This is a genomic window from Roseburia sp. 1XD42-34 (assembly GCF_009917385.1).
GTDB lineage: Bacteria > Bacillota > Bacilli > Bacillales > Amphibacillaceae > Virgibacillus.
The window spans coordinates 24,032-49,742 of record NZ_QWLJ01000035.1; the positions used below are offsets into that span (position 1 = coordinate 24,032).

Annotated in this window: 26 protein-coding genes, 1 pseudogene and 1 riboswitch; of the genes and pseudogenes, 13 read left to right on the forward strand and 14 right to left on the reverse strand. The window is 36.4% G+C overall.

Annotation, left to right across the window (positions count from 1 at the left end; all coding sequences use genetic code 11):
- The first annotated feature begins 114 nt into the window (after positions 1-114).
- The gene (gene hmpA / locus D1839_RS15510) at positions 115-1,347 is read left to right on the forward strand and encodes an NO-inducible flavohemoprotein (RefSeq protein ID WP_120380802.1); all 1,233 of its coding nucleotides are present in this window, start codon (positions 115-117) and stop codon (positions 1,345-1,347) included.
- A 219-nt stretch (positions 1,348-1,566) separates the two neighbouring features.
- On the opposite strand, the gene D1839_RS15515 is transcribed toward hmpA, so the two are convergent.
- From D1839_RS15515 to D1839_RS15525, 3 genes are all read right to left on the reverse strand, one after another.
- Complete coding sequence (locus tag D1839_RS15515; protein WP_120380801.1) at positions 1,567-2,181, reverse strand: class I SAM-dependent methyltransferase; 615 nt, start codon at positions 2,179-2,181, stop codon at positions 1,567-1,569.
- Positions 2,182-2,294: 113 nt separating this feature from the next.
- Positions 2,295-2,795, reverse strand: a complete 501-nt coding sequence (locus D1839_RS15520; RefSeq protein ID WP_120380800.1) for a nucleotidyltransferase family protein — start codon at positions 2,793-2,795, stop codon at positions 2,295-2,297.
- 420 nt (positions 2,796-3,215) lie between these two features.
- Complete coding sequence (locus D1839_RS15525) at positions 3,216-3,779, reverse strand: helix-turn-helix domain-containing protein (RefSeq protein WP_120380799.1); 564 nt, start codon at positions 3,777-3,779, stop codon at positions 3,216-3,218.
- A gap of 742 nt (positions 3,780-4,521) precedes the next feature.
- Between D1839_RS15525 and D1839_RS15530 the strand changes: the two genes are divergently transcribed.
- On the forward strand, positions 4,522-5,043 hold the full coding sequence (locus D1839_RS15530; RefSeq protein WP_199690256.1) for a matrixin family metalloprotease: 522 nt from the start codon (positions 4,522-4,524) through the stop codon (positions 5,041-5,043).
- 38 nt (positions 5,044-5,081) lie between these two features.
- Positions 5,082-5,678 carry a hypothetical protein gene (locus D1839_RS15535; RefSeq protein WP_120380798.1) on the forward strand — a complete coding sequence of 199 codons (597 nt, stop codon included), beginning with the start codon at positions 5,082-5,084 and terminating at the stop codon, positions 5,676-5,678.
- 126 nt (positions 5,679-5,804) lie between these two features.
- Here D1839_RS15535 and D1839_RS21390 read toward each other — a convergent pair whose 3' ends face one another.
- From D1839_RS21390 to D1839_RS15555, 5 genes are all read right to left on the reverse strand, one after another.
- Positions 5,805-6,149: a protein rep gene (locus D1839_RS21390; protein ID WP_158589679.1), complete on the reverse strand. Its 345-nt coding sequence runs from the start codon at positions 6,147-6,149 to the stop codon at positions 5,805-5,807.
- Positions 6,112-6,234, reverse strand: coding sequence for a hypothetical protein (locus D1839_RS20900; RefSeq protein WP_286168752.1), 123 nt, complete (start codon positions 6,232-6,234; stop codon positions 6,112-6,114). Before D1839_RS20900 ends, D1839_RS21390 begins: the two co-directional genes overlap by 38 nt.
- A 592-nt stretch (positions 6,235-6,826) precedes the next feature.
- The gene (locus tag D1839_RS15545) at positions 6,827-7,687 is read right to left on the reverse strand and encodes an aminoglycoside phosphotransferase family protein (RefSeq protein ID WP_120380797.1); all 861 of its coding nucleotides are present in this window, start codon (positions 7,685-7,687) and stop codon (positions 6,827-6,829) included.
- 71 nt (positions 7,688-7,758) lie between these two features.
- Positions 7,759-9,462: an acetate--CoA ligase gene (gene acsA / locus D1839_RS15550; RefSeq protein ID WP_199690272.1), complete on the reverse strand. Its 1,704-nt coding sequence runs from the start codon at positions 9,460-9,462 to the stop codon at positions 7,759-7,761.
- 548 nt (positions 9,463-10,010) lie between these two features.
- Positions 10,011-11,246 (reverse strand): dicarboxylate/amino acid:cation symporter, encoded by a 1,236-nt coding sequence (locus D1839_RS15555; RefSeq protein WP_120380795.1) that lies wholly within the window; start codon positions 11,244-11,246, stop codon positions 10,011-10,013.
- 1,172 nt (positions 11,247-12,418) lie between these two features.
- On the opposite strand from D1839_RS15555, the pseudogene D1839_RS21395 reads away from it, so the two are divergent.
- Positions 12,419-12,762, forward strand: a pseudogene (locus tag D1839_RS21395) (hypothetical protein).
- 87 nt (positions 12,763-12,849) lie between these two features.
- Here the strand turns inward: D1839_RS21395 and D1839_RS15565 are convergent.
- The 3 genes from D1839_RS15565 to D1839_RS15575 form a co-directional block, all read right to left on the reverse strand.
- Complete coding sequence (locus tag D1839_RS15565; protein WP_158589678.1) at positions 12,850-14,061, reverse strand: MFS transporter; 1,212 nt, start codon at positions 14,059-14,061, stop codon at positions 12,850-12,852.
- 389 nt (positions 14,062-14,450) lie between these two features.
- Positions 14,451-14,987 carry an HD domain-containing protein gene (locus tag D1839_RS15570; RefSeq protein WP_120380793.1) on the reverse strand — a complete coding sequence of 179 codons (537 nt, stop codon included), beginning with the start codon at positions 14,985-14,987 and terminating at the stop codon, positions 14,451-14,453.
- Between the two features lie 669 nt (positions 14,988-15,656).
- Positions 15,657-16,748: an oxidoreductase gene (locus tag D1839_RS15575; protein ID WP_120380792.1), complete on the reverse strand. Its 1,092-nt coding sequence runs from the start codon at positions 16,746-16,748 to the stop codon at positions 15,657-15,659.
- A 197-nt stretch (positions 16,749-16,945) separates the two neighbouring features.
- Between D1839_RS15575 and D1839_RS15580 the strand changes: the two genes are divergently transcribed.
- The 7 genes from D1839_RS15580 to D1839_RS20440 all read left to right on the forward strand — a co-directional run bounded on the left by D1839_RS15580 (position 16,946) and on the right by D1839_RS20440 (position 20,219).
- Positions 16,946-17,131 (forward strand): ATP-binding cassette domain-containing protein, encoded by a 186-nt coding sequence (locus tag D1839_RS15580; protein WP_183030253.1) that lies wholly within the window; start codon positions 16,946-16,948, stop codon positions 17,129-17,131.
- Entirely contained in the window at positions 17,100-17,432 is a 333-nt protein-coding gene (locus tag D1839_RS20420) for an ABC transporter substrate-binding protein (protein ID WP_199690251.1), read from the forward strand. Before D1839_RS15580 ends, D1839_RS20420 begins: the two co-directional genes overlap by 32 nt.
- Before the next feature lie 52 nt (positions 17,433-17,484).
- Entirely contained in the window at positions 17,485-17,805 is a 321-nt protein-coding gene (locus D1839_RS20425) for an ABC transporter substrate-binding protein (protein ID WP_199690250.1), read from the forward strand.
- Between the two features lie 84 nt (positions 17,806-17,889).
- Positions 17,890-18,249, forward strand: a complete 360-nt coding sequence (locus D1839_RS20430; protein WP_199690249.1) for a hypothetical protein — start codon at positions 17,890-17,892, stop codon at positions 18,247-18,249.
- Between the two features lie 31 nt (positions 18,250-18,280).
- A complete protein-coding gene (locus D1839_RS15590) occupies positions 18,281-19,129 on the forward strand; it encodes an ABC transporter permease (protein ID WP_199690248.1) in 849 nt (282 codons plus the stop codon).
- Between the two features lie 135 nt (positions 19,130-19,264).
- Entirely contained in the window at positions 19,265-19,495 is a 231-nt protein-coding gene (locus D1839_RS20435) for a hypothetical protein (RefSeq protein ID WP_199690247.1), read from the forward strand.
- Positions 19,496-19,628: 133 nt separating this feature from the next.
- Positions 19,629-20,219, forward strand: a complete 591-nt coding sequence (locus tag D1839_RS20440; protein WP_199690246.1) for an ABC transporter permease — start codon at positions 19,629-19,631, stop codon at positions 20,217-20,219.
- A 228-nt stretch (positions 20,220-20,447) separates the two neighbouring features.
- Here D1839_RS20440 and D1839_RS15600 read toward each other — a convergent pair whose 3' ends face one another.
- The gene (locus tag D1839_RS15600) at positions 20,448-21,137 is read right to left on the reverse strand and encodes a copper homeostasis protein CutC (protein ID WP_120380790.1); all 690 of its coding nucleotides are present in this window, start codon (positions 21,135-21,137) and stop codon (positions 20,448-20,450) included.
- Positions 21,138-21,228: 91 nt separating this feature from the next.
- Here D1839_RS15600 and D1839_RS15605 point away from each other — a divergent pair, with 91 nt between their 5' ends.
- Together D1839_RS15605 and tenA are read left to right on the forward strand one after the other, a co-directional pair.
- Positions 21,229-21,852 carry a serine hydrolase gene (locus tag D1839_RS15605; protein WP_286164832.1) on the forward strand — a complete coding sequence of 208 codons (624 nt, stop codon included), beginning with the start codon at positions 21,229-21,231 and terminating at the stop codon, positions 21,850-21,852.
- Between the two features lie 721 nt (positions 21,853-22,573).
- A riboswitch (TPP riboswitch) is annotated at positions 22,574-22,673 on the forward strand.
- A gap of 178 nt (positions 22,674-22,851) precedes the next feature.
- Positions 22,852-23,544 (forward strand): thiaminase II, encoded by a 693-nt coding sequence (tenA, locus tag D1839_RS15610; RefSeq protein ID WP_120380788.1) that lies wholly within the window; start codon positions 22,852-22,854, stop codon positions 23,542-23,544.
- A gap of 315 nt (positions 23,545-23,859) precedes the next feature.
- Here tenA and D1839_RS15615 read toward each other — a convergent pair whose 3' ends face one another.
- Together D1839_RS15615 and D1839_RS15620 are read right to left on the reverse strand one after the other, a co-directional pair.
- Positions 23,860-24,873, reverse strand: coding sequence for a D-alanyl-D-alanine carboxypeptidase family protein (locus D1839_RS15615; protein WP_120380787.1), 1,014 nt, complete (start codon positions 24,871-24,873; stop codon positions 23,860-23,862).
- Between the two features lie 39 nt (positions 24,874-24,912).
- The gene (locus D1839_RS15620) at positions 24,913-25,611 is read right to left on the reverse strand and encodes an N-acetylmuramoyl-L-alanine amidase family protein (RefSeq protein ID WP_120380786.1); all 699 of its coding nucleotides are present in this window, start codon (positions 25,609-25,611) and stop codon (positions 24,913-24,915) included.
- Between the last annotated feature and the right edge of the window lie 100 nt (positions 25,612-25,711).

Genomic DNA, 25,711 nt, shown 5'->3' on the forward strand with positions numbered 1-25,711 from the left:
TGTTTTTCACAATATTGTAACACAAATGTGGTGGAAGTGGTTTTATATCGTTTTTCTTTATCATACAATAAAGATGTATTTTCAATACATCTTTATTGTATGGGAGGATTTTTTATGAAAACAACAGCAAAAACTCAATTAGATGAACAAAGTAAACAATTGATTAAAGCTACGGTTCCAATTTTACAAAAGCAAGGAACAGCCATTACAAAGCGATTTTATCAACTGATGTTAAGTAATCACCCTGAATTAAATCACCTTTTCAATCAAACGAATCAACGACGTGGCGACCAACCTGTCGCATTAGCCAATACGGTGTATGCGGCTGCAGCAAACATTGAACAATTAGCCAAAATTGTACCTCACGTCAGGCAAATTGCCCATAAGCATAGAAGTTTAAATGTAAAACCAGATCAATATCCAATTGTAGGTAAATACTTATTATTAGCGATGAAAGATGTGTTAGGAGATGCAGCGAATGATGAAATAATGGCTGCATGGGAAAAAGCATATGGTATCATTGCGCAAATTTTTATCGACATGGAGCAACAGCTATATAAAGAAGCAGAAGCACAATTGGGTGGATGGGCAGGATTCCGTAACTTTAAAGTCACTCAAAAAATAAAAGAAAGTGACGTCATTACATCATTTTATTTACAAGCCGAAGATGGTCTTGCCATACCTAGTTTCCTTCCCGGGCAGTATATAACGTTGAAAGCAGAAATCCCAGAAGAACCTTATACCCATCTGCGCCAATACAGTTTATCTACATCGCCTAACAAAGATTACTACCGAATTAGTGTTAAACGTGAAACAGGTGATGACAAAACTCCAAAAGGAATGGTATCCAATTTCTTACATGAATCCGTAAATGAAGGAAGTGTTTTACCACTTACAGCTCCAGCTGGTAATTTTTTTCTAAATAGAAACGATAACAGACCTATCGTGCTCATTAGTGGCGGAGTAGGGATAACGCCGATGATGAGCATGTTGGAAACAGCTATTCAAACACAACCCAATAGAAAAGTCGTCTTTATTCATGCTGCAAAAACAGGTAATTATCACGCATTTAGGGATCGTGTAAGTACAATTAGTAAGCAACATGCCAATGTTTCAAGCTATACTTTATATAGTCAACCTGAAAAAGAGCATCCATGTGATGTAAATGGCTATATCAGTTACAACTGGCTACAATCTGTGCTGCCAACTATCCATGCATCCTTTTATTTCTGCGGTCCAAAAGGATTTATGAAAACAACCATGCTTATCCTTAAACAGTTACATGTCGACGATACAGATATCCATTATGAAATTTTTGGTCCTGCGGCTGATATGAGCGCTTCGTAACTGTTTTTATTCTGTTTTGAAGCTCGTATTAAATTTGGAATAAGAGAAAATCTAATCAGTAAGGGGTAGGGTGGGTTTACCCCTCACTGACTGCAAGTAGCCGTAGCTACGGCTGAGTATTATTAAATGTTTATAGGAACTCCCTTCGCTTTGCATTCTCAAATGGACTACTTTCCTTAGGTGCTAATTTGCGAACTCCTCACCTATGGTTCAATTTCTTCATCCATTCATTTTTGTTTTCTGAACGACTGCTTGTACAACATGGCAAAGTCCTGAATGTCTCTTTCCTTCATGCCGTTCTGCCTCTCCATAATAAAAATGAACCCATTTATGACCACCTAACCAGTTCAACAAATCTACAGGATGATACAACATCGATTTATCCTTTGGTCCTCCACTTTTATATGCTAATTGATCTTCTGAATAAACTTCAAATATGAAATAGCCACCCGTTTTGAGCGACTTAAACATATTATCAATAAAAAAGGATTGCTTTTCTTTAGGAACATGGCCAAACACCATAACAGCAGCGTCATATTGTTGTACAGGTACGCTTTCTGTGATAAGATCTTTGACGACGGTTTTAACAGTTACGCCTTTTTCTTGAGCTAGTTGAGTTGTTTTTTGAAGCCCTACATTGGATTGATCATATGCTGTTACATGATGTCCCCGTTCCGCTAAATAGACCGCATTTCTTCCTTCCCCTTCTGCAAAGCAAGCTACTGTCGAACCTGCTGCAAGCACCTCATTCATCGAACGAACAAACGCATTCGCTATTTTCCCATAAACAAACTCCTTTTCAGAGAAACTTTCATCCCAAAATTCCTTTGACATTGTTTCCTCTCCTTGCTTCATGATAGATTAAATAGTTATATATCATAAAATACCCCTATACGTAATGTAACAGATAAGCATTAGATGCGAAATAAAATGGGCTTCTATCGTATTTACATATTATAAATCTTTAGCTTTTTCCACGTAGATTGCCAATTCTTCTTACTTACTCTTTGTCGATAGATTTGCATTCTTGCTTCCGTTTGCAAAAAAAATGGCGTCGGTTTTACTTCTTGCTTAAGAACATCTTTTATACCATGCGGAGCTGTTAGAATAACATTTTCATGCTGGTCAAGTCTTACTCCTAACGCTGTTGCGGTCTCTGGAAATTTCGCAATAGCATCCTCGGATGAAAAATATGGTGGAACATGGTTTCTAGTATGCATTCTTGCTTGATTTTTTACCGACCATGGAAAGGCAGGCAAAATGGCGTGAAGTTTCTCCTCAAGTTGTTTATCCAAATATTCTGCCGTGTTTTGATGATTCAAATAAATAACATCAATATCAGGAAGTGGTGTCTTTTCTATTCCATGCAATATATCCCAAATTTTCGTCCTTACAAAACCTGCACATACCCAGATGCCACAAGGGTTTGGGTGCAGTGAATTCGTCAACTCCTTAAATTCTCCTTCATTCCGCTATCGCTTCATTCCGTCCGATTTACCGTTGACGAATGCCTGATGTTGCTTTTTTTCATTTACAACATGTTAACTAAAAAGAATAAAGACCTTTGCTAATGCCATTAAAAAGTGCAACATATAACGATGCACTTGAATTTCAAAATGAACTCTTATTTTCATTTTGATTCCCTCCTTTCATCTCTTTTACTGGAGGAGAATCAGCTTTCCAATAAAAAAAGACTGGCTAAACCAGTCTTTCGATTTCCTCAAATCTTTTATGTTTTATGCAACTTATGTTGTTTTAATATATATACATTCGCATCATTTCTGTTGCCTCTCGTTTTACACGCCGTGCACATTTTTATATATAACTATATATTTAAAAACAACACGGGTTATACAACACATGTTGTTTTATTTGTTGACGCGTTTTTGTCGTATATGTTCCATCAACGCAAAAAGAATTTTTTCTTCATGTATTTCATAGTTTTCATCCATCAAAACGCGTTCTCCGTCATAGAGAAAGGCATCTAGTAAATACGGTATACGTGGTTTGGTAGCTCCTCTTTTATGTTCCTTTACCTCATCCCACACTTCATGGGCAAACTTTTTCGAGTGACCTGCATGTTCTACGCATTCATACATTCTTGTTTTCTTGATATCAATAAATCCTTCAAAAATATTTTGCCGAACGAGTTCCCACCACATTTTTTCCCGTGCTTGTTGTTCTGTTACAGTTTCTTTTGGTTGTTCTTTTGCAACATATGTTGTGTTTGAAAACAGCATTTCTTCTGGCAAACGCTTTTTGATAAACGCTTGTAAATCATCTTTGGTAATCCGCCAGCCTTCTTTACGAGATTTTGGCGGTATTCCTTTGATGACACCAGTACGGAGCCATCTGCGTACACTTTCTTTGTTACTTGTAATCTTGTATTGTTTCAGCAATGCAAAAGCTTGATCGACATCATAGATTTCCATTCTTACCCCAACCTTTTAAACAACAATTGTTTCATTACGCTTACATTACAACAATTGTTGTTTAATTGCAAAAGAGATAGCTCGCTATTCGAACGATTCAGTGCCAGTGCCAAGATGGGTTGGGTGCGGTAAATTCATATTAAATTCTCCTGATTTAACTTGTTTTCTTCTTTTATTTTGAACTTAAATATTTACTTCACAAAACAAGTTCACTTAATTTTATTTTAAACCAAGGTTCTCAAGATATTCCGGTTCTTCATCTAAAATTTCATCCATTTTTTTTTGATCTTTTTCACTTAATTGGTTTAAATCTAAGTATGTATATGAATTATGAGTTTTATCTAGTTTGTATACAGAATCAATTTGCCTAGATTTTAATGTATAAATGAGTTTAATATACTTGCCATCTTTAAAAACCGCGATCCCTATATCTTTTCTGTTAACTCCTTCTTCTTGTATTCTGTCTTTCTCAAGTAAAATAACTTTATTAATTGATTCATTATATTTTTCTTTGTTTTTTTCTTTAGTATTACCGCATGCAGATAAAATAATTGTTGTTACTAATGCAAATACAATTACTTTCTTGATAACTAATCACCCTCCATCAAACAAACTTTGATTATAACTAAATATACTATCATATTTATCGTTTTTTTACATTTCAGATTTATTGGAATATATTAAATTGACATTTATATCTGCTGATGATAGTTTTTAATAAAATAAAGAGGAGGGAGAAAAAATGAAAAAAAGAAAGGGAACTAAAGTTTTAATTGTTGTTATTCTTATGCTTCTAATGATGCCAGTTAATGTAAGTGCATACAAATTTAACGGGTCAAAAATTAGTAATCCTAAAGATGCTCATTATTATATTCAAGGACCTAATAGCAACTTTACTAGTGGTCTTGTTGCTGAAGTGAAAAAAGGCGTTTTGGCTTGGAATAAAGCTCCAGAAATACAATTTACAAAAAGAGTAAATACTCCTGGAGCAGAGGTTCGAATTGAATATATAAATAGAAATTTAGGGGATTATTACGCGCAATATAGGGCTAGTGATGAGATTATTACATTTAATAAAAAATGGAAAACGGAATTAAACAAAACTAAAAGAACAGAAACTGCTGTTCATGAAGTCGGTCACGCTTTGGGGTTAGCTCATACACAAGAAAAAAATAACAGCAAAGCTGTAATGAGAGCACTTGGATTTAATAATAAAACTGTTCCTTTAAGCGATGATTTAGCTGGAATAAAGAAAAAGTATTAAAGCTATTTTACAAAAACTAAGGCACGGAGGGGGATATTATGAAAAAAATTATAACTATTGCAGTATCATTAATAGCTTTAGTCGCAATTTTATTGTTTTATTCTGAACCAACGAAAAACAACGCTAAAACTCAAGATAAAACCAATACTGCTGAAAATAAATTTGAAATACTTAATGCAAAGGCAGATGGATTTGATAATCTGGAAGAATTGGAAAATGGAAGTCTTATTATAGTTTCCGGAATAAAAGAGAAAGATATCAAAACAGAAATATTCCGTTCAGAAATTAATGGAAACGTAAACGCTGGCTATACATTATCGGATTTCAAAATTGAATCGGTTCATAAAAACGATGTAAAAGATAGTAAAATCAAAGTAGATAGTAATATAACTATATTAGAAAGTGCTTTTAAAGATAAAGAAACTAATAAAATTTACTCAGTTAATGGGTACAAAAATATGAACAATAAAGGAAAATATTTACTTTTCTTACAGCCAGAAAATGATGGAAGTTATGCAACAAGGGGTGTTACTTATGGAAAAGTGCCTCTAGAAACCACGGATTTGGAATTATACAGTGACAGTGAATCGAACAATTTAGATAAAATTTTTAATAAAGCAAAGCAGAAATACTAACCAAAATTTCTCGAAGATCTTTTCCAAAACTCAAAAAAGGATCGAGGCTCCCGTTCAGCAACGTAGCAACTGGAATGGAGTTGCTGAGCGATGGAGCCTGGGAATAGAAAAGACGTTTAGTAATTCTTAATCTCTTATATCCATCTCATCTATTAACTCACAATTTAATTGCTTTCTTTCCTCTTCTGTTAATTCTCTTTGTTCCTTCAAAACATAATTTCTCTTTCCCCAGTTATACATTAATGCATACACATATTCGGTTTGATCGAGTTCCTTATATTTGTCAAGTTCCCCATTTTTAAATTTCTTTAACGTATCTTTAAATAAACCCGAATAAACAATAAGCCTTTTTCCTTTTAACGATTTATAAAAAACTTCAAATACATGCTTATCTACAAGATAATCACTGTCTTTTGCGGAGTACTTAGCAAGCTCAGAAACTTCTTTTCCATACCCAGCAATCTGGTAAATCTAGTGACTTCACTGCTTTTAATATCGTCATCATTTCAACGTCTTGCTCAATAGCCTTCATAATATCTTCTTTCGTTGATAACAATCGCTTCACCCTCTATTTATAAATTATTAGCACCTATTACGTAGATGTAGGCTATTTTACGCTAGTTAGAATTGCATCTTTAAATTTTCAGTAATCCGGTTTATTTGTAAAAATTGAAGACAGAAAACAAAACTAAAACATCATCTTTGGTATTATAATCTATCTAGTTTAAAAGGGATTATAACATAATTTATCCAATCCCTTTTTTGTATGGTGTAGAATTATTTCCTGAAATACCTCAATAAACCGACTATGCATAAAAAAATCAAAGCAATGCTTCCAATAAATCCAAGTAGCATAAATAATATGAAATCCAAAATTTTATCCCTCCTTTATATTATGGTAACCTGCTTTTTAAAAAACTCAATATACAGCAAAATTACCATTTATCTGAATAACATTTCAATTATATATGTGAAATGTTATATTTATTTTAAAAGGAGGGAATATTCGTAAAAAGTTTATTGTTTTATTAGGTGTTTTGTTTTTAACTTTAAGCGGGGCTATTAGTGCTTCAACATCAGGTTTAATTCATGAGAGTCAATAACATTAGAAATCTTGATTGATCACCAATTTTTTAAGGCTATTTCTTTTATCGTACCCATTTTTTTAGCCTCGCTACGTTTTCCTCTAAAAACAGAGCATTTTTTTCCACTCCTCTACGTTTACACCAACCGATACTATTAAAAGCATCCGTAAATTGATAAAAAGGTAATACATCCTCTAAGTTAATGAGTGGTCGAATACTGTTATAGCCATCTTTGTATGCTTGATACAAACTACTATCCAAACTTAAAATATCGCGATACAGCTTAGTAAAATCTATTTCTGTTGAGCCAAACCTTACACTTTCAAAATCTATTACTCCTGAAACACTACCATCATGAACAATGATATTTGCTGGGCGAAAATCCATATGTACAAAACTTGGACCATCTGGAGGTGGCAATTGTTGTTTCATCTGTTTATATTTTTCAATAGCTTTTTCGTATAACCGTTCATCCAAGATGTCTCTTACATCTGCAGCAAAACTTTGAAACTGGCGTTCAATAAAGTTAGACCAGTTGTCAAATTCGTTATTTATGCCTATAAAATTATCGTAAGATGGGGTAACCGAATGCATGTTAGCATGAAGCGTCCCAACTTGATAAATTACTTTCGTTGTTGTTCTTGCTGTTAACGTCTTTCCTCTTAATTCAGATAATAACAAAGCACCAGGGCACTCCTCATCCCCGGGCCAATAATCTATCAAATAAGGGATTGGAACACTTCCTTGTAAAATTTTATACGCCGCTAACTCACGTTGGAATTTCAGCCTTGTAAAAGGAATTTTCAAATAAATATTTTTACCATATAACAAAGTACATTGATAAACGGTTGAGCTATGTGAGTCGTCCACCTCATTCCATTGTAGTACATTTAATCCAAATTTTTCGATGACGCGGCGTAACATCAAACCCCCCCTTTTTCTAAGCGCGATAAAAACTGGTCATCCAACTATGGGATAACCAGTTTTGTTACCTCTTATTCTTCTAATGTAGATGTATCGCCAGTTGGCAATCCGAGTTCCCAGGATTTTAATAAACGCCGCATGATCTTTCCACTGCGCGTTTTTGGAATAGAATCTTTTACTTCTATCTCTCTAGGTGCAGCATGAGCACTTAATCCGGTTTTTACAAATTGTTTTATTTCATCTCGTAATGCTTCCGAGTCCTCGTACCCATCATTTAACGTAATAAATGCTTTAATAATTTCTCCTCGTTCTGGATGCGGTTTACCGATTACACCAGCTTCTGCTACAGCAGGATGCTCGATAAGCTTGCTTTCCACTTCAAACGGGCCAACTCTTTCCCCTGATGTATTAATGACGTCATCTAAGCGTCCTTGGAACCAAAAATATCCATCTTCATCTTTATAAGCACTATCCCCAGATACATACCAACCTTGGATAAAATAACTCTCAAATTTCCCAGGATTATTCCAAATGGCACGCATCATCGATGGCCAACCTTTTTTAATAGCTAAATTCCCCATTTGATAAGGGGGTAATTCATTTCCTTCATTATCAATAATCGTTGCTTCGATGCCTGGAATCGGTTTACCCATGGAACCAGGGCGTATTTCCAAGCAGGGAAGATTGACAATTAATTGTGCTCCGGTTTCTGTCATCCACCATGTATCGTGAATACGAAGATGAAAGACCTTCAGTCCCCATGAAATTACTTCTGGGTTTAAAGGTTCACCAACACTTAAGATATGACGTAATGGAGAAAGATCATATTTATCAACCGTTTCTTTCCCTGCACTGACCAATTTACGTAATGCAGTTGGTGCTGTATACCAAACTGTTACACGATATTTTTCAAGCGTATGATACCAATCATCAGGGGTAAATCTTCCCCCTCGGACAACATTCGTCACACCGTGGAGCCAAGGTGCAAAAATTCCATAGCTCGTACCTGTTACCCAGCCAGGATCAGCGGTACACCAATAAATATCATCTCTCTTTAAATCCAGCACCCAATCACCTGTTGCATAATGCTGAAGCATTGCATTGTGCACATGGTAAACTCCTTTTGGCTTTCCTGTCGACCCAGAGGTGTAATGAAGAAGCATACCATCTTCTAAATCAACCCATTCCAGTTCTGTTTGATCGCTAGCTGCTTTCATTTCCTCGTGATAATAAATGTATGATTCAGCCCGCTCCTCGCCAACTAGAATAATTTTCTCAAGTGCTGGTAATTCAGCTTCTGGTACACGTTCTAATAAATCAGGCGTTGTAATCAGCATTTTCGCCTCACTATCTTGAAGTCGATCTTTAACTGCCTGCTCCATAAATGCTTCAAATAATGGCCCTGCAATGGCACCAACTTTTAAAATACCAAAGAAAGCAACATAAAACTCTGGCGTTCTCGGCATAAATAAAAATACTCGATCCCCCTTTTTTATTCCATATTTCCTTAATACGTTCGCAAACTTATTACTCTCTCGACGCAGGTCGTCAAAGGTTAGCTTTTCTTCTCGATCCGGTGATGAAAATAACAACGCAGTCTGATCTTTTTTCTCCGGGTTATCAGCGTGACGATCCACTGCCTCAAAAGCCATATTTACCTTGCCTGTTTCAAACCAAGAAAAGTTCGATTTTATACTGTCCCACGAAAATGTTTGTCTCGATCGTTCATAATCCTTAAGATTATGATTCCCTTCTCTAGCAGGGATCTTTTCCATATCCACGTATCATCACCTCGTATGCTTTAAAATTGGTATCGGTTACATATTCCTGCTGTTTACACTTTAATTAAGCTGATTCATACTAAACACTACCTAAATATGAAAGCAGCCAAGAGGCATTCTTTTTAAAATTATGTAAACATTTAGGTAACTAGTATCTATTTTAGAACATTTTGTGACATTTTTAAAGTGTTATCTTTATTTTACATCCATACGATGAATGAAAAAGAGGGCAGGAACCCCATGAAGAAAGGGGGCACCTGTTTAGCAACGTAGCGAATGTAACAAATCAACTAAAGGTAAAGGAATCATGCCACTAAAACTGAGTATGCCGACATCAGGCGGCAAGCCCGTTTTTAGTCGGTCTTCCTCTTAGAGACGAACCAATGATGACTTATGGCGCATTTCTACAGTCACGCGTGGCTGAGCGCATGCGGCGGACGTGGCTATTCGGTTATTTCGTTATCTCAAGCACTAATTTTATGCTTTCTTATCCTTCAAAATAAACACGCCTACGGATAGACGTGTTTTAAAGCTAACATGGTTTAAGCTGATTTTTCCTCCAGCAGATCATTTTTGCGTTTTTCATTTTCTGAGATAATATACGCACACGCCGCATCTCCTGTTATATTTAAGGATGTACGTAACATATCCAATAATCGATCTACTCCAATAATTAAGGCAATTCCATCTACAGGTAAGCCTACTTGTTTTAACACCATCGCTAACATAATCAATCCTACCCCAGGTACCCCTGCAGTTCCAATGCTTGCTAGCGTAGCTGTTAAAACAACCATTAGCATTTGACTTAAGCCTAACGGTTCTGCATAAACTTGTGCAATAAAGACTGTAGCAACTGCTTGCATAATTGCAGTCCCGTCCATATTAATCGTCGCACCCAATGGTTGAACAAAACTACTGATTGATTTTTTTACACCCAGTTTTTCTTGCGCCATCTTCATCGATACTGGCAATGCAGCACTTGAACTAGAAGTACTAAAAGCAACGGACATTGCCGGGAAAAACGATTTATAAAATTTCACTGGACTTGCTTTTCCTAATGTCTTAATAGCAATGCTGTACGTAATGACACCGTGTAACACTAAGGCTAAAATAACTGCAAACATATACATAAACATCGAACCTAACGCATCTAACCCAGCTTCTCCCACTGCTGAGGCAATTAAGGCAAACGCACCGTAGGGAGCAGTTTTCATAATTGCATTAACAAGGAAGATCAATATTTCATTTGCCTGTTCAAATAAATTGCGTATACCACTCGTTTTCTTACCAAGCACAGCTAATGCTACTCCAATAAAAATAGCAAAAGCGATTATTTGTAGCATGTTTCCTGTAGACATTGCTTCAATTGGATTCTTTGGTATAATTTGCACAATTGTATCCATAATTGGTGGCGCTGCCTCTTCTTCATATGAAGCATCACCTATGTCAAACGTTCCACCTTCACCTGGTTTCAGAACCACTCCTACCCCTAAACCTATAACTAAAGCGATAGCTGTAGTTATTAAGTAAAAGCTAATCGTTTGTATTCCTATTTTTCCTAATTTTGATGGATTACCTAATCCCACTGTGCCGAGTACAATAGACACAAAGACAATTGGCACTACAATCATCATAATTAAATTTAAAAATATTTCTCCAACTGGGTTCAATGCATACGTATCAATCACAGAAAACACATTAGTAGGTGCAAACGTTAAGCCAATACCTACAGCAACTCCTAATATTAGGGCAATTAATATTTTCTTTGTAAGACTCATAAGCATCTTCCTCTCTTGTTCTATCTCTGTTAACCGTAGACCAAAAACCGAATAATTAATAAAATAGAAAGCGAAAGACTACTCAGTATTCTCAACTTTTTTAGGTCTCAGCTTTTAAAGCCTTTAGTCTAGTTAAAAGAATGCGCTTTCTTTACTTTTTCGTTGTAGAAGGTCTTTCTTCAGATATAAGAACTTGCTTTTTGTACAACCTTATCCTATTGAATATTTGGATGAGTGGTAGAGTTTAAGAAATGGGATATAACGAGCAGCGTCTAGCAAGGTGTTAAAAAAAATTAGAGTTGCTTTTTTATTTTACCATTTTTTCTGCTGCTTGAATAGTTCTATTTTTTGGAAGAAAGAAAAAGAGCATTTTCTCCTCTTTATCATATCTATTAAATTATCAGCTTCACATAATGCAATAGAATATCGCAATCTCTTCTTTAATGTAAGAGTTAAGTTTCAACACTTTTAACACTAGTTATACCTACATTTTCTTACATTTGCATTATCGTTAATCAAAAAAAAAAAAGTTAACAATAATACGATTTTATGTTGTTTTTACTTACATATAAATATGAGAGGATGAAATTCTATTTATGTTAAATTTTCAATATTTAGCAAATGATATTATAGAAGGGTACGCATTAACCGAGGGTGAAAGTCTAGCCATTTTAAATTGCCCAGACAATGCTATTCTACCGCTATTGCATAGTGCTTATTCTATTAGAAAACTCTACTACGGCAATAAAGTAAAATTAACTATGATTATAAATACGAAAGCATGCTCAGAAAATTATGGGTATTGTGCACAGTTCCGCGTTTCCACAAATCCCATTTAAAAATACAAAATGATGGACAAAGCTTTCATTATAAAAGAGGCAGAAAGATCCAAGCAAATGAATGCTGGTACGTACTGCATTGTTGCCAGTGGGAGGGTAAACAAAACGGGAATTGAACCACATTACAAGTGCCGTTAAGGAAATTAAAGAAAAGTTACCCTTTAAAAATTTGTGTTTGTCTTGGCATCTCAAAACCAGGACAAGCAGAGCAACTAAAAGATGCAGGTGTTGACAAATATAATCACCATATAAATACGTCTAAAGCTCACCACCATAATATTGCTACAAGTCATACCTATCGGAATGAAAGAAACGAAACAAGATGTTATCCAAATGGCATTGGCCTTAAAAGAATTAGAAGCTGCTTCTATTCCTGTAAATTTTTTACACGCAATGGAAGGAACGATACTTGAAGGAACGGATGAGTTAAACCCATTGTATTGCTTAAAAGTTCTATGCTTGTTTCTTTTTACGAACCCCACCACCGAAATTAGAATGTCTGGAGGGCATGAAGTAAATTTAAGAAGTCTACACCTCTAAGCTTATATCCAGCAAATTCTATGTTCATAGGAGACTATTTAAACACCACTGGACAAGTAGCCACAAAAGATTTTCAAATGTTAAAAGATCTTGGTTTTGAAATTGATTATGGAGAAACGAAAGCATCTGTATATTAAAGAACCAGCTATAATTGGATGCGGCATCTATGGATAAACGATAAAGTATGACAGCAAACTATTCCCTTATCGTTTATGCATGTGTGATTACAGGTGGATTTCTGAGAATGGGTCTGCTCTTTTATATCCTCCATGAAGCTTCATACTTAGTGTCATTAAGAAGGCTATTGCTATACATCCTGCTAGGAATAAATGTGTACCTGCTCTCCCCCATATTTCTACCACAACCAGCGAAATAATCGGACCAAGAGAAGCACCAATAAATAGAACAAATGCATAAAATGAGGAAGCAGCAGATCTTTCTAGTCCACTAATGTCACCAATTATCTTCATAATAACCGGGAAGGTACAAGCTATCCCAGCTACATACGTTATACTCATAATCACGATAAGCGGCAGGCTACTACTTACACCCATCAGAATTAAACTAATCATACTGAGGCACAAGCTAAAGCGGAGAAGCGTCAGTTCTTTCACCCGACAAGCTATTTTCGCTGCAATTGGCGAAAAAATCATACCAATAACTCCTAAGGCCCGCACATAGAAAATATCCTCATCTGATAAATAATAGGGTGCTGCTTGCAAATAGTCTCCTAAAATCGTATACATGCCAATAAAAGTAAACAGCAGGGGGAAAGTAATACCGTAACATAATAGTAAATTTTTCCGTTTTGAAATCACTCTCCATTGTCGCATGTATTCAGCCATAACATTTTTTTTCGTTTCATTGCTTACTTTTGGTAATAACCATATAAACAAAAGAGCCGTAACGATATAAATAGCAGCAAACAAATAGAACACCGACTGCCAATCCAATAACTGGCTTACGTGATCTGCAACAGCTTGACCAATAACACCAGATAACACATAGCCAAAACTAATATAACCAATTACGGTAATACGCCAATGGTCAGGAAATAGTTCAAACACATATGCAAGAGCTGTGGGAGCGAATGTTGCCGCAAACAAGCCTTGCAATGCTCGGAAAGTTAAAACCGTATTATAAGCTTGGGGCAGGGCTGTCAAGAACGTAAAGCAAGCTAGTACCAAGAGTCCAAAAACGATAATCTGTTTATTTCCAAATTTTTGTGATAAAGGAGCAAACAACAGAAAACCACAAGCATAAAAAACAGAAAATACACTGCTCATCCAAGCGGCTTGTTGTTCTGTTACCTGAAAATAAGCTGCTAAAGAATCCGTAATAGGGATTATTATATAAACAGCAGAGACAACAACAAGGGCACCCCAAAATAAGAGAATCGTATAGATATAATTATTTTTAAGTAATGGTGGCTTCACCATCAAACCTCCCACTTTACTTCACTCTTGTTTTAACTATATGATTCCCTGCTGATTCATGTGCTGATAGTCTAATTCAGAAAAAGCGAAAAACCTTTAAAACATGTAATATAAAGTCGGTTTAAAAAGGTGGGGTAAAGAGGAATTGAAGCAAAATTTTATTGGCAGGCAAATCTTTTTCAAGTTGAAAATCATAGAATTGGATGTCATGGATAGAGGGAAAGACGAATATTTGTGAATAAGATCTATATGGGAGGACATTTTCAAAGCGGATAATATCGGAGTCCTTAGCAGTTAACAGAAAATATGTAAACCAGAAAGCAAGAGAAATGGGATGAAGGCGTATAGCTTCGACCCTTAATTATGTGCTTTCCTACTTTTTCTCGATTCTAAATAATATGTTTCATCTCGTTCACTCTTAACCATTGCTCAATCTTTTGGTCTAATAATTGAACTCGTTCTAACGCTACTTTATCATCAATGCGCCTATAATGATGATTTCCGCCACTTTCTTCATCAGCTTCATCCGCCAAGTGAACCACTTGCTGTAATGGCTTTAATTGCAATTCCCCGTTTGGCAAATAAGAATCTGTATGAAGGAGGATAGCTACTGCTATTTCCTTAGCCACCTGACGATCCTCACCAATTCGAATTAGTAATTTATGCGCACGGCTTGCTCCTTTAATCGCATGAATATCATTTTTTCGATACATATCATAATCCCATTTGCCATCCCGGTACCAGGTGTAGTGACCCACATCGTGTAATAATGCAGCCTTTGTAGCATGGTCAGGGTTTACGTGAGATTGCTCCGCTAATACAAATGCATGCTCTGCTACAGCAATCGCGTGAGCCACACCTGAACGTTTCAGATATCGTTGCGTAATCGGATGTAAAAATACAGCTTCTAATGTTACATTTCTCATTTAAACATACCTCCTTTAATTATTTGACATATTTCCCACCAATATTACTCAAGTAATATGAGTAAATTTTAAAAACTATAGCATATAAAAGGCATTGATTGCAAGTTATATTAATCCCACAAGTCTGCAAATATTTACCGGGCTTTCTCTCATCTTGTCTTTTCTTCTATTAAGCCGCTTTAATAAAATCGCAACCACATCATCAGCGAGGATTTTTCTCCTTTCTACCTTTAATTGTTAGTTACGCAAGAATGTAGCCTAAACAAGATTGGATATTTTTTAGAGCTTTATCTATCCGCCTTTGGTTTAGCTTGCAGAAGAGAAAGGCTAGTCTTATTACTTAAAAGCCACATGCGGGATAATGATGTTGAAAAGGATACTTTCTTATCTTCGAACAAAGGCGCGGGGCGCCCGGTTAGCAACGTAGCGACTGGAGCGAATTACGTGAGATAAAGGAATCACGGTGAGGTAACGAACCGATGATGACTTATCGTAGGGCAATGGAGTGAAGTCGCCTAGTTGCTGGGTGCTTAAGCCGGACGTGGCTATTCCGTTAAGTCTGTATCCCCAAAGCCAAAATTTTTATACTTCTTATCTTCTAAAAAACAACTGTCGTAAATAAAAGCACCCAATAGCATGCTTCTATTTACGACAGTCGTTCAGGACACGTTACATTTCTAGCTCAAAATCTTTTACATATGCTTTTGGTGTCAGAATCGCTTTTCCATCAAATGTATTTAACGGTTTCCCGTTTTTCACTCGATTTGGCGTATCAGGATTGGCTAACGCCTGACGGGCAATTGCTACAAAGTCAGCTAGTCCTTGTTCAATAACCGTAGCAGCTTTTTCTGGGTCGCCCAAGCTTCCACAAGCAATAATTGGCTTACCGGAATATTTTTTGGCTGATTCTGACATTGTCATCGTTCCCACACCGAATCCTGGCGTAGTGGCGTCATCATCCGAGATATGAATATAATCCACATCTGTTTTTCCAAGCTCAGAGAAAATAGTAGCTGCTTCTTCTTCTCCACCAGGCCACTTATAATCTTTATCTGTTGCTTTTAATTGGGAAATGCGAATACCTACAATCATTGTCCCCCCTACCGCCTCACGAACATCAGTTATCAATTCTTTTAAAAGGCGGACCCGATTTTCTATACTGCCGCCATACTGATCCGTACGCTGATTAATCCCTTGCGATAAAAATTCATCGAGTAAATAACCATTTGCTCCATGCAATTCCACTCCATTAAAACCAGCTGTTTTCGCATATTTAGCCGCTTGAACAAATCCTTGTTTCACTTCTTTAATTTCAGCAAGTGTTAATTCCTTTGCTTTAGGGTAAGAACCGCTACCTCCGTAAATTTCAGCTTTATCACTCGGAGGAGTGAATGGAGATGGTGCCACAGTAACATTCGTATAATAATTCCCTTGAGTTTGTGCCCCACCGTGCATTAATTGTGCAATCATTAATGCACCATGGGATTGGACACTTTCTACAATTGGTTTCCAATTCGCAGCGTGTTGTTCAGTAGCTAATCCGCTCTGAAATGCATAGGCTTGACTATGTTTTGTATCAGGGTAAACACCTTCCGTAATAACAACGGCAAAACCACCTTTTGCGTATCGTTCGTAATAACGGTGTACACGTTCATTGGGTGTTCCATCTGCTTCCGAGCTTACTCTAGTCATGGGCGCTAGAATATAGCGATTTTTTAATACTTGTGTACCTAAATACCCTTGTTCAAACAGCCTGTTCATCATAATCACCCTATTCTTGTTGTTATTTTAAAATTAACTATTTCGTTAATTTTATGCCATTTATTATTCCAGATAATTTAATATTCTACAACTCATCAGCTCAAGGCAAACTTTAACAAACATCTTTAGTACATTGCATATTTTTTCAATACCTTAAAGTTCCATGTATTATTTTTGGAGGATAAGGGGGTTTTATTTTGTCGCAGAAACACCAAAGCGTACTTGAAATAAAAAATTTACATACAGGTTTTTTAATAGATAATGAATTACATCATGCCGTAATGGATGTGAGTTTCAACGTCAACTCTAAAGAAATTGTTTGCGTCGTTGGCGAATCAGGATGTGGAAAAAGTGTTATGTCAAATGCCGAAGCACCATTATGAGGGAATAGAAGTAGCTGATTTACCGGAATCAGATGCCGTACGTAAAAACCTAATTGGTACTGGACCGTTTAAGATAAAAAACATCGTACCAGGCGAAATGGTAGAAATGGAGAAATATGCCGATTACTGGCAAGGCGAGCCATACTTGGACGGTGTCGTTTATAAGGTTATCGATGCTTCCGTAGCAACAGGCTCTCTTAAAAATGGGGAGATAGATATCATGCAAGCTCCAAGTAACCAATACCCTGAAATTAAAAAGCTTGATAACGTAGAAGCGATTGAGGAGCCAGCACTGAGCTAACTATATCGGCTTTAAATTAGGTCATTGGGATGCCGAGAAAGGCGTAAACGTGATGGACAATAAAAAATTCCAAAACAAAGAGCTTCGTAAAGCAATGGCTTATGCAATTGATGTTCAAGGAATTCTCGATTCCTTTTCCAATGGCCTTGGCGAGATAATTGGAGCACCTGTACCTCCTGTCAGCTGGGCATATGCGGATCAATCAGAGCTTGAACAATACAATTACGACCCTAAAAAAGCAAAAGAATTATTGGATAAAGCTGGTTATGTTGATGTCAATGATGATGGATGGCGAGAGGATCCAGACGGAAAAGAGTTTACGGTAAACTTCGATACGATGTCAGGTTCAGATATTTCTGAACCACGTGCTTAATACATTCTACAGAACTGGCAGGATGTTGGCATCAATGCGAAATTAAACGGTGGTCTAAAAGAGTTTAATTTATTCTATGATGTCTTGGAAAAGGATGAACCCTCTGTCGAAACCTTTATGGGCGCTTGGGGACTTGCTTCTGATCCAGACCCAACAGGTTTATGGAAATCAGATAGTATATCGAACTATGCGCGTTGGGTAAATGAAGAGTCAGATAAGTTAATTGAAAAAGGGCTTAGCGATGAAGCTTTTGATCAAGAATACCGTAAAGATGTTTATGTTGAATGGCAAAAACTGATTAACGACGAATTGCCAAACATTTTCCTATACGCACCAGTGGATGTATATGCAGTAAACAAACGTCTACAAAATGTCCACACCAATTCATTTACATCTCAGCAAAACACACATTTATGGTGGGTAACAGACGCTAACGAAGAATAAAATATAAAATTAACGATAAGGGGGAAATAATATGCTCATATACACATTAAGAAGAATAGCCATCATGATCCCCATTATTTTCCTTGTCTCTGTAGTGGTGTTTTTCCTGGCAAACCTCATGCCAGGAGATGCCCTTACAGGGAGAATTGATCCATTAAATACAAACCCAGCGTATATTGAAGAAATGCGAGAAAAGCTTGGCTATAATGATCCCACTTATGTTCAGTATTTAAACTGGGTCAGTGGATTTTTTCAAGGGGGTTTTGGGCAATCATTCGTGCATAAGATGCCCGCTTCAGAATTAATTTTATCGCGACTGCCTAATACCATATTACTAGCTGTTGTAGCCATGATCATTACATACATAGTGTCCTTTTTAATGGGAAGATATGCAGGCCGCCATCCCTACACATTAGGCGACTATGGTGTACAAGTATTAAATTACTTAGCACTTGCCATGCCGAGTTTTGTAGCAGCTTTATTGCTCATTTACTTTGTTTCCTTTCAATTAGGGTGGCTTCCAGCAACTGGAAGTATTGGTTCAGGGGTAGATCTTGGGACATGGGAATATATCGTTAGTAAAGTAGAACATGTTATCTTACCGTCATTATGTCTTGGTTTATTGCCAATTGCTAGCTATACGCAATTTTTACGTAATGACATGATTGAAAGTTCTCAAAAAGATTTTGTGCGTATGGCACGCGCAAAAGGAACACCTGAAAAGAAAGTATATAATAAACATATTTTACGTAATTCTGTTATCCCTATTGTTACGCTATTAGGGTTTGATTTAGCTGGTATTATCGGAGGATCTGTTATTATTGAAACCATTTTCACGTATCCAGGGGTAGGCCAACTATTTGTAGATTCAATTAATTAATCGAGATTACACAGTAGTTATGGCGATCACGATGCTATTAACCGTTATGACACTTATTGGAAATCTGCTAGCTGATATTTTCTATGCGTTAGTGGATCCTAGAATACGATTGGATTAATGGAAGAGGTAGATTAAATGGAACCAATAACAAACCAAACTGTTCAGCAGACCCCTCCAAAGAAGAAAAGTTTATCACAATGGGCAATAGCCCGAAAAAAATTCATCCGAAATATGCCTGCAATGGCAAGTCTTATTTTCCTATTAGTTGTAACAGCATTATCCATAGCGTCACCACTTTTATCTGATATTGATCCAAGTCGCATAAATCCAAGGCTTGTTGAAGCACCGCCTTCTGCTGAACATTGACTTGGTGCAGATAGTGCAGGTAGGGATATCGTTACCATGCTATTATATGGTGGACGGACATCGTTATTAATTGGATTTTCTTGTACGGCCATCATTATATTCATTGCTACTTTAATAGGAACGATCTCAGGTTATGCGATTTACTGATTTTATGATGAATTTCCCGTTCCTGATTTTTGTTATTGTATTACAAGCGATTTTTGTTGACAGTGGTGTGTTAGCATTAATTCTTGTTATTAGCTTACTCAGCTGGACCGAAGCCGCAAGAGTAATTCGAAGTAAGGTTATGTCTGAAAGGGAAAATGAATATGTATTAAGTGCGGTATCAATCGGTACCAAGCCTTCTAAAGTAATGATTAAACATATACTCCCTAACGTCATATCAACCACTATCGTTCAGGCAACACTTTTATTAGCAGCGATGATTGTTGCCGAAACTGGATTGAGTTACCTTGGCTTCGGTGTACCAGTTGGCACGCCAAGCTGGGGGAATATGCTACAAGCAGCCCGTGACCCTGGTACGTTCGAAAACCTATGGTGGGTATGGTTACCACCAGGTTTATTAATTACATTAACTATTTTATCCATCAACTTATCGGTGAAGGGTTTAAAGATGCTTTTAACCCAAAAACAAAGAAATAATAGTTTGAGCCAGAGTTTTATCAATGATAGAACCCTGGTCTTTTCAAAAGATAAGAAAGTAAATTTTATCGCTTTGGGATAACGAATTGAACTAAATAAGCCACGTCCGGCGCATGATCCCAGCAACTAGGCGTCTTCACGAATCGTCCTCCAATAAGTCATCATTGGTTCGTAGCTAAGAGGAAGACCGACTAAATACCCGGCTTGCCGCTCACCCCTGTTTTAGTAGCATGATTCCTAAAACTTTAGTTAATTCGTTCCAATCGCTATGTGGCTACACGGGCGCCTTGCGCCTTTGTTCTTAAACAGGCTAATTTCCTTTCATTGTTCCTTTTACTTGTTGTATTTTACTACGATCAAGCGAATGAGCAAACGAATTATTTATTCGTACACCTGAACCAAAGTGAAAAGCTTGTGGCTTTACCTGATGATACACATCGGCAAACGTCTCTGGCCTTAAGCCGTGACCAACCATAACGGATAAATGTGTATCATTGGCTAAATCAATTATGTGCTGCAGTTGTGGAATTGCGTCAGGAGCTTTATAATTACCACCGGCTGTTAAAATCGTTGTAATTTGCTTATATTTTGCTAAGCATTGTAATGCTTCTACTTGATCACGAGCAAAATCAAACGCCCGATGGAAGGTTACTTCCAAACCATCAGCCACATCCAACAACTGTTTTAAAACTTCCTCATCAATGGTCTGTTTAACCGTTAATGCACCAATCACAATCCCATTTGCTCCAACTTTCTTAATTAACTCTATATCTGCTTTCATTGTATCTAAATCATGTTTATTATATACGAACGATTGACTATGTGGACGAACCATTACATTCATAGGAATGTTTACAGCTTCTACCGCATTTTTTAGTAAACCAAAGCTAGGTGTTAAGCCAATTTCAGCCATTGCAGGACTAAGTTCAATCCGATCCGCTCCATACCGATCTGCCTCAATCACATCTGTTAAATTCGTTGCAATTACTTCTAAAAGCATGAATATTCCTCTCCTTTACATACTCTACCCTCATCCTACCTGATGGGAGCACCTTTTAATAGACCAAAAAGATGCAAAGTATCCATTATACATTGCTTCCACAGCTAACGATATGACGAAATACATACAATTCTTGTTAAAGGGTGGAGACTTATTATCTGATCATTATTTTGAAATTTATACTTCACCACAAGTTCATAGAAGGGAAGATATGTATTATGGATTAGGTTGGAGAATTTCTACAGAGGAGAAAGATACTTATTTCTTTCATGGGGGAGAAACTCCTGATTCACGCACTGAGCTTTTGGTAAACCCCAAAAAGAATTATGGATTCATACTGCTGACAAATAAGAACAACTTTTCTGAAGTTCTACAAACAGTCCATATTAGGGAAGGTATTAAAACAATTATAGAAGACGGTAAGTTTTCTGAAGTCCCGGCGGCAAGTCATCAGATGCAATGGATGACATTAATTGTGACTATCTTATTGACTTTATTTTCTATATGGAATCTATTCCATTTGAAGAAGAAAAACATCGTACGAGTAAAATTATGGAGTGTGGTTGGTTTAACGTCCATTATTTTTTCAATTGCTTTAATCCCAACATTAATCTATTTATTTGGTTCACCTTGGCATACTATTTACTATTATGCACCTGATACAGCTTTTTTAATTAAGTGTCTAGTAGGTGTACTGGCTGGTAATGGGTTTTAATTATTTTTCATTATTATCTTAAAAACGAAGAGGAAAAATGACTTAAAGAATAGTGCGGATGGAGAGAAAACTTGTTTTTAACAGCATAGCTAGTCTTCCAACAACGGCGCTTTTATAAAGTAACTAAAGCCATATTTCTCACTTACAACACCGAGAAATTCAGCTTTTTATTTTTGGGTTTTCCAAAAATTTTAAATATGATTTCCTGATGTCACCAAATGTAAAGAGAGTTTATCAGCTAAATGTGCAACATAGAACTTTAAAATAGGTGCAAATTAACTTCTAAAGTAACAGAAGTACCCTTATATAAATATTCCAATTGATGCGAGAGTAAGCAGGCGCTAACTATTCATAATCCCCAGTCGTATAAAAGATATTCCACAACAGAGAGTAGAATCAATAAACCACCATACCCTATTGAAAATAATCTTACTTTAGCTAACTGATTTTTGTTCCCCTTAAAAGTTGACTCATTATAGCCTACAATCACAACGAGTAATTTCATTTTCCAAAATGAACCACCCCAATAACATGAAAATGCAACTGATTAATACAAAAATCTGGAATAAATCCCATTCCCATCTCCTTTTTTAATGATTTAAATATACAAACATAGTGTGCTATTTTAAGTTATCAATCTATTAAAAAACACTTATTTTCTCATTTTATTTGCTCTATTCCATCATATATGGTTAAATAGCCTGTAAATAGTTTCATATTATAAATTCGCTAGGGGAGCAATTTTATTGCTGAGAAAGGAAACTTGACCCTTTGAACCTGATCTAGTTTACACTAGCGTAGGGAAGTGATGACTTGCAACAGATTAACAAGCTAGTCAAGCATGCACTCCCATTCTTTACACGCGTTGAATGGGATTTTTTTATGGCTTTTGCTTCATTTCATCAAAGAGCTAAGTAATCTTTCCTCATAATGCAAAGGTGAGTTGTTTTCATAACCTCTCTAGCATTAAAATAATAACATGGAAGAGGAGAATTAAACGTGCAACCATTATTTACAGACCGTTTATGGAAAAAGGTGGAGCCCATTTGGAAGTCATATTTGGAACACCCGTTTGTGAAGGGAATAGGAGAAGGTTGGCTAGACAAAGAAAAGTTTAAACATTGGATGAAGCAAGATTATGTTTATTTAATCGAATATTCTCGCCTGTTTGCACTAGGTAGTGCAAAGGCAAATGATTTAACAACCATGACAACCTTTGCCAATCTATTACACGGCACGTTACATATGGAAATGGATTTGCACCGTAACTATGCAAATAAATTCAGTATTTCTAACCAAGAGTTAGAAAAAACAGCAGCGGCTGCGACAACGACTGCATACACAAGTTATATGCTAAATGTCTCTCAACGAGGTGGCATAGAAAATACAATCGCTGCTGTTCTCGCATGTGCTTGGAGCTACAACTATATAGGGAAAATACTAGCAACATGGCCAAACGCATTGGAACATGAATTTTATGGAAATTGGATACAAATGTATTCCTCAGATGAATTCACAGCACTTGCTAACGACTGCATTGATTTAATAAATGCCATTGCTAAAGATAAACCAGAGCATGAGTTGGCTATATTAGAAGATATCGTTGTCAAGACAAGTTACTTTGAGTATATGTTCTGGGATATGGCAGAAAATCAAGCAATGTGGCCAATCCCATCCACAGCATTAGTTTAAATGTGCATGGCATTCCATTACTATATATTTTATCAAATTAATAGAACAAAGGCGCAGAGCGTCCGGTTAGCAACGTAGTGACTGGAACAAATCAACTAAAGTTTTAGGAATCATGGTGAGGCACGTACCGATGATGACTTATCGGAAGGCGATTTCGTGAAGTCCCCTAGTTGCTGGGCTCATGCGCCGGATGTGGCTATTCCGTTAAGACCGTATCCCCAAAGCAACAATTTTTATTCTTTCTTATCTTTTAAGGGAAAAACTCCCTGCATATTTCTATTTGAGAAGGGAGTTTTTCTGCTTTCGGATATACATTTATTCTTGATATATATATTCCTCTAATGTCAGGTCATTCTTTATGATTTCTTGAGCGGCTTTCTTACCTACATAACGAATATGCCATGGTTCATATTGATATTGTGTAATTTCTTCTTTTCCCTTTGGAAAGCGAATGATAAATCCATATTCAGCTGCATTCTTTGCCAACCATTTACCTTCATCTGTATTGCCAAAATCCTCGTTTAATTGGAAATCAACATCAGAACTAGTCACATCCATCGTTAAACCCGTTTGATGTTCACTTTCACCTGGACGAGCACTTACTTGGTTTGCTTTTGCTTCACCTAAAGATTGTACATTGGAAGCAAATACCGACGTTTGTCGATCATAGGAACGATATCCAGACTGGGCAAACAACTCCAGCCCTTCCTTATCTGCAGCTGCAAATAACTCTTCAAGCGCAGGAGCAGCAATTTTACGCATTTGTTTTTTCGGTAAATCTTCTGTAAAAGGAAAACGGACATTAGGTGTCACTAAGTCCACAGGTGTGTAGTCTGCTGGTAGGGCATTTTCCTTATTTACTAATACTAATTGTTCGTGAGGGTTTGTAGTAACATTTGTCCCACTATCTGTGGTAACAGGCTCTGCTTTAGCAGGCAATTCTTTCCCTGCTTCAAAACCACTAGATTTATCTTCAAGTAGTTGTTGAACCACTTTTGCAGTTTCTTGTTCATAGATACCAGTTAAAGGTAAATCTTTCTGCATCTGTAAGTCTGTAATTGCCCATACAGTAGCATCATCAAATTCCCCATTATCTTTTATATCGTAGCCAATATTCTTTAAAGCAAGTTGTAAAGCTTTTACATCTTTGCCACTATCTAATTTTTGCAAATCCCCTTCAGGAAGCTGTAAGCTCTGATTTGTTTCACCGTTTTTTTCAGCATTGGACTGCTTACCAGTTGATTCTTCTTTATCGTTATTCGTACATGCTGATGTAAATATAAACATAAGCAATAAAACAATAAAGGTGATGATATGTTTCCGTTTCATGATTCCCTCTCCTTCGAAACGTTCCTAAATTGAAGCATTTTAGCTTACTTCAAAATAGTTTTTCAATCCATCTACAATTGCTTCACCCACTATTTGATTATATTCCTCAGACTGGATGGTTGCTAATTCATCTGGATTACTCATAAAACCTAATTCTAACAGTATAGATGGGACATCGTTATCATTTAATACAAAATAATTGTTTTCCTTGACTCCCCGATCCCGTAATTCAATAGCTGCTGTAAGTGATTGATTAATACTCTGCGCTAACCGATGATCCTTTTCCTTAGAAAAATAAAACGTACTAAAACCACTTACACTTGGATCAGTAAATGTATTGTAATGAACACTGATAAAAGCATCTGGTGATTCTTCATTACTCATGTTTCTTCTATCTTCTAACGATACTTTTTCATCTTCTGTCCTTGTCATTATAACATTAGCTCCAGCATTTTGTAATGCTTTTTTTATCGCATCTGATGTATTCGTAATTAAATCTTTTTCATGTACAACGTTAGATTCTACGGAACCTGGATCTCTTCCGCCGTGTCCAGGATCAATCATAACCGTGTGCCCCTTTAGTGCTACAGAATCAGTTGTAGCATTTATTGTCACCTCTTTTGTTTCACTAATTGTTTTCGTCTTTCCTTTAGAGGTTTCTGCATTGTCACCTCCGCATGCAGTTAATACAATAAATAAAAAAGGAAATATAATAAACTTAAATATATTTCTTTGCATAAATCACATTCCTTTCGCTCAAGGAGAGCGTAAAATAATTTGTGTAAATGAATAAATAGAAAAAGGAAGACCTTTTCTTGTAGAATCAAGTTACCACACA

Coding starts and splice junctions, on each gene's coding strand:
- hmpA (WP_120380802.1), top strand. CDS start 115: ATGAAAACAACAGCAAAAACTCAATTAGATGAACAAAGTAAACAATTG.
- D1839_RS15515 (WP_120380801.1), bottom strand. CDS start 2,181: ATGTCAAAGGAATTTTGGGATGAAAGTTTCTCTGAAAAGGAGTTTGTT.
- D1839_RS15525 (WP_120380799.1), bottom strand. CDS start 3,779: ATGGAAATCTATGATGTCGATCAAGCTTTTGCATTGCTGAAACAATAC.
- D1839_RS15530 (WP_199690256.1), top strand. CDS start 4,522: ATGAAAAAAAGAAAGGGAACTAAAGTTTTAATTGTTGTTATTCTTATG.
- D1839_RS15535 (WP_120380798.1), top strand. CDS start 5,082: ATGAAAAAAATTATAACTATTGCAGTATCATTAATAGCTTTAGTCGCA.
- D1839_RS15545 (WP_120380797.1), bottom strand. CDS start 7,687: ATGTTACGCCGCGTCATCGAAAAATTTGGATTAAATGTACTACAATGG.
- acsA (WP_199690272.1), bottom strand. CDS start 9,462: ATGGAAAAGATCCCTGCTAGAGAAGGGAATCATAATCTTAAGGATTAT.
- D1839_RS15555 (WP_120380795.1), bottom strand. CDS start 11,246: ATGAGTCTTACAAAGAAAATATTAATTGCCCTAATATTAGGAGTTGCT.
- D1839_RS15570 (WP_120380793.1), bottom strand. CDS start 14,987: ATGAGAAATGTAACATTAGAAGCTGTATTTTTACATCCGATTACGCAA.
- D1839_RS15575 (WP_120380792.1), bottom strand. CDS start 16,748: ATGAACAGGCTGTTTGAACAAGGGTATTTAGGTACACAAGTATTAAAA.
- D1839_RS20425 (WP_199690250.1), top strand. CDS start 17,485: ATGGACAATAAAAAATTCCAAAACAAAGAGCTTCGTAAAGCAATGGCT.
- D1839_RS15590 (WP_199690248.1), top strand. CDS start 18,281: ATGCTCATATACACATTAAGAAGAATAGCCATCATGATCCCCATTATT.
- D1839_RS20435 (WP_199690247.1), top strand. CDS start 19,265: ATGGAACCAATAACAAACCAAACTGTTCAGCAGACCCCTCCAAAGAAG.
- D1839_RS20440 (WP_199690246.1), top strand. CDS start 19,629: ATGCGATTTACTGATTTTATGATGAATTTCCCGTTCCTGATTTTTGTT.
- D1839_RS15600 (WP_120380790.1), bottom strand. CDS start 21,137: ATGCTTTTAGAAGTAATTGCAACGAATTTAACAGATGTGATTGAGGCA.
- D1839_RS15615 (WP_120380787.1), bottom strand. CDS start 24,873: ATGAAACGGAAACATATCATCACCTTTATTGTTTTATTGCTTATGTTT.
- D1839_RS15620 (WP_120380786.1), bottom strand. CDS start 25,611: ATGCAAAGAAATATATTTAAGTTTATTATATTTCCTTTTTTATTTATT.